The organism is Achromobacter sp. DMS1 (assembly GCF_001270295.1).
Genome location: NZ_LHSJ01000333.1, coordinates 1 through 4051, shown reverse-complemented (window position 1 = coordinate 4051; position 4051 = coordinate 1). Strand labels below are relative to the sequence as shown.

General features: G+C 68.8%; 4 protein-coding genes. All 4 read left to right on the top strand.

Going from position 1 to position 4051, the window contains the following annotated elements; translation table 11 throughout:
- On the top strand, nt 1-1464 hold a 1464-nt coding region (locus AD428_RS23705), incomplete at its 5' end, for an ABC transporter substrate-binding protein (protein ID WP_053246785.1).
- A 6-nt stretch (nt 1465-1470) separates the two neighbouring features.
- The gene (locus AD428_RS23700; RefSeq protein ID WP_053245232.1) at nt 1471-2415 is read left to right on the top strand and encodes an ABC transporter permease; all 945 of its coding nucleotides are present in this window, start codon (nt 1471-1473) and stop codon (nt 2413-2415) included.
- A 7-nt stretch (nt 2416-2422) separates the two neighbouring features.
- A complete protein-coding gene (locus AD428_RS23695) occupies nt 2423-3247 on the top strand; it encodes an ABC transporter permease (RefSeq protein WP_053246784.1) in 825 nt (274 codons plus the stop codon).
- On the top strand, nt 3244-4051 hold an 808-nt coding region (locus AD428_RS23690; protein ID WP_152968210.1), incomplete at its 3' end, for an ABC transporter ATP-binding protein. The genes AD428_RS23695 and AD428_RS23690, both read left to right, overlap by 4 nt.

Sequence of the window (4051 nt, the reverse complement as noted above, 5' to 3'; positions counted from 1 at the left end):
GAAATCCGCTACGCCGAGGGGGCGGGCACGCCCACGTCGCTGCCGGGCGGCCGGGGCCGCAATACGTCCACCGACAACGTGCTGGCGCACGTGGTGGAGTCGCTGGTGGCGCTGCGCGCCGACATGAGCGTGGCGCCCATGCTGGCCGACAGCTGGACGCTGTCCGAGGACAAGCGCGCCTACACGTTCAAGCTGCGCCATGGCGTCACGTTCCACGACGGCAGGCCCCTCACCTCGGCCGAAGTGAAGTGGAGCTACGACTACCTGACCGGGCCGGCCTCGGAGTACGCGTGCAAGAACCTGTACGACGGCAGCAAGGGCGCCAAGGTGGTGGCGGTGGAAACGCCGGACCCTTCCACGGTGGTGATGCGCCTGGCCGAGCCCTATGCGCTGTTCCTCGATCAGATGGCCAGCGTGCAATGTCCCATGGCCGTGCTCAGCCCGTCCAGCGTGGATGGCGAGGGCAAGTGGATCCAGCCGGTCGGCACCGGGCCCTATGTGTTCGCCGACTGGAAAAAGGAGCAGTACGTCGAGCTCAGGCCCTATGCGGCCTACCAGCCCCGGGAGGAAGCGCCCAGCGGCATGGCGGGGCGCAAGCAGGCACTGGCCGGGGTGCGCTTCGTGGTGATTCCCGACGCCGCCGCGCAGAAGGCCGCGCTGATGGCGGGCCAGGTCGATGCGTACAACGCCGACGAGGACAACCTGCCCGCGCGCGATCCGCGCTGGAGCATCGTCACCGAGCAGGGCCTGGACACCGTGACCCTGCTGATGCAGACGCGCGCCCCGCTGCTGGCCAAGCCGGAAATGCGCCGCGCCATCGCGCTGGCGCTGGATTTTCCCGCCATCGCGCGGGCGTTGAGCAATGGCAACGCGCCGTACAACCCGTCGCTGGTGCCCACGTCCAGCACATACTATGGCGCCGCCGAGCGCGCCGGCTACGAAAAGAACCTGGACGAGGCCAGGAAGCTGCTGCAGGCCGCCGGATACCATGGCGAGACGCTCAAGCTGCAGACCAGCAAGCGCTACCCTTATCTCTATCGCGTCGCCGTGGTGACGCAGCAGCTGCTGAACAAGGCGGGCATCAAGTCAGAGTTGGAGATGCTCGAATGGGGCGCCCAGGTGTCGAATTTCCGCGAGGGCAGGTTCCAGCTCATGGCCTTCGCCTATTCTGCGCGCACCGAGCCGGCGCTGCTGTTTCGCGACGTGATCGGCGACAAGTCGCGCACGCCGATGGCGCAATGGGAAAGCCCCGACGCGGCGGCCATCCTGGACGGCATCGAGGCCGAGCCCGACCCGGCCCGGCGCCAGCAGGCGTTCGACCGCCTGCACGCGCTGATGCTGCGCGACGCGCCGCTGCTCATGTACTACAACAAGCCGGGCTATGTCGTGGTTTCCAGCAAGCTGCACGGCTATACGGGCTGGCCGCTGCGCAAGCCGCGATTCTTCAACGTGACCAAGAACTGAGGCGTCGTGCTGGGCTACATCATCAAGCGCATCGCCGCCGCGGTGCCCACCGTCATCGTCGTGACCGTGCTGGTTTTCGCGCTGATCCGCGCCATTCCCGGCGACCCGGCGGCGCTCATGCTGGGCGACATCGACAACCCGGCGCTGCTGGCCGAGATGCGGCACGGGCTGGGGCTGGACCGGCCGGTGGCCGAGCAGTTTCTCATCTGGGTGCGCCACGTCTTCAGCGGCGACCTGGGCATGTCGATTGCCCGGCGCGAACCGGTCATGCATCTGGTGCTGAGCCACTTCGCCGTGACTGCCCAGGTAGTGCTGAGCGCCACGCTGCTGGCCTGCCTGGTGGCGGTGCCGGCAGGCATGATCGCGGCCTGGCGCCAGAACCGGCGCGCCGACACGGCCATCGTCTCGACCTCCATTCTGTTCGTCTCCATGCCCAGCTTCTGGGTGGGCATCCTGCTCATCTGGCTGTTCGGCGTAAAGCTGAACTGGCTGCCCGTCTACGGCTTCGAGTCGGTGGCGCAGGCCGGGCCGTCGGCGCTGCGCTATCTCGTGCTGCCGGTGTGCGCCATCGTGCTCACGGAGATCGCGGCCATCACCCGCATGATGCGCGCCAGCACCATCGAGACGCTGCGGCTGGAGTACGTGGCGCACGCGCGCGCCAAGGGGCTGCCCGAGCGGCGCGTCATGCTGCGCCACGTGCTGCCGAACTCCTTCGGGCCCACGCTGACCGTCATCGGGCTGATGCTGGGGCACCTGTTGTCGGGCGCGGCGGTAATCGAAACCGTGTTCACGCTGCCCGGCATCGGCCGCCTGCTCGTGGAAAGCATCTATGCCCGCGATTATCCGGTCGTGCAGGGCTGCCTGCTGTTCATCGCGCTGCTGTATGTGGGCGTCAACCTGCTGGTGGACCTGCTTTATCCGCTCTTCGACCCGCGCGTGAAATTGCAATAGGACGGACATGAACATCTTCAAGAACACCAATGCGCTGCTGGGCGGGCTGCTGGTCGGGGCAGTGGTGCTGATGGCCCTGGTGGGGCTGGTCTATACCCCGCACGATCCGCTGGAGGGCGACCTGCTGGCGCGCTTTTCGCCGCCGTCGGCGCAATACTGGCTGGGCACGGACGAGTTCGGCCGCGACGTGCTGTCGCGGCTCATGGCCGGGGCCGGCGTGAGCGTGGCCGTCAGCCTGTGCTCGGTGGCCCTGGCCCTGGCGCTGGGCACGGCTGTCGGCGTCACGGCGGGATACGCGGGCGGCTGGGCGGACCGCGGCATCATGGTGCTGGTGGAATCGGTCATGGCCTTTCCGGGGCTGCTGCTCGCGCTGGGCATCATGACGGTGCTCGGCCCGTCGAAATGGGGCGTGGTGCTGGCCCTGGGCCTGGCCTACACGCCTTCGGTGGCGCGCATCGCGCGCGGCGCGGCGCTGTCGCTGCGTCAGCGCGATTTCGTGGTGGCGTCGCGCGCCACGGGGCATGGCGGCCTCTGGACCGTCTTCCGCCACGTGCTGCCCAATTGCGTGGCGCCCCTGCTGATCTTCTCCACCTCGCTGTTCGGCTCCGCGCTGCTGGCCGAAAGCGCCTTGAGCTTTCTCGGGCTGGGCGTGCCGCCGCCGCTGGCCACCTGGGGCGGCATGCTTTCGGAAAGCCGCAACGCCATGGACCAGGCCATCTGGCTGGCCGTGTTTCCCGGCGCCATGATCTCGCTGAGTCTCCTGGGCATCAACCTGCTGGGCGACGCGGTGCGGGACCGCCTCGATCCGCGCATGAGAGGAGTCATGACATGAGCGACGTGCAGCCTCGCCGCAACGTTCACGACGGTCCGCCGCCCGTCCTGCTGTCGGTGCGCGACCTGGAGATCCGCTTCCCTGGCCGCGGGGACGCGGCGCCCGTGGTCGATCGCGTATCTTTCGACCTGCGCGCGGGCGAATCACTGTCCATCGTGGGCGAGTCGGGCAGCGGCAAGACCCTCATCGGCAAAACCCTGCTGGGTCTGCTGCCCGACGCGGCCCGTGTCGCCGCCGGCCAGGCGCTGTTCGAGGGCGCCGACCTGCTGCGGCAGGATGCCCGGCAATGGCGCGCCACGCGCGGCGCCGGCATCGGCATGGTGTTCCAGGAGCCCATGGTGTCGCTCAACCCCGCGCTGCGCGTGGGAGAGCAGCTCATCGAGGCGCTGGTGCCGCGCCGAGGCATGGACCGGCGCCAGGCATGGGAAGCCGCCGTGGCCATGCTGGAGCGGGTGCGCGTGCGCGATGCGCGCGACTGCATGAAGCGCTTTCCGCACGAGTTCTCGGGAGGCATGCGCCAGCGCATTTTGCTGGCCGGCGTCATGCTGCTCAAGCCGCGGCTGCTGATCGCCGACGAACCCACCACCGCGCTGGACTGCGTGGTGCAGAAGGAAGTGCTGGACCTCATGTGCGAACTCACGCGCGAGGAGGGCACGGCGCTGATCTTCATCAGCCACAACCTGGCGCTGGTGGCCGCCTACACCCAGCGCGTGCTGGTCATGCGCCGGGGGCGGGCCGTGGAAGCCGGCCCCGTGGCGCAGGTGCTGTCGCGGCCGGCCGATCCCTATACCCTGGGCTTGCTGG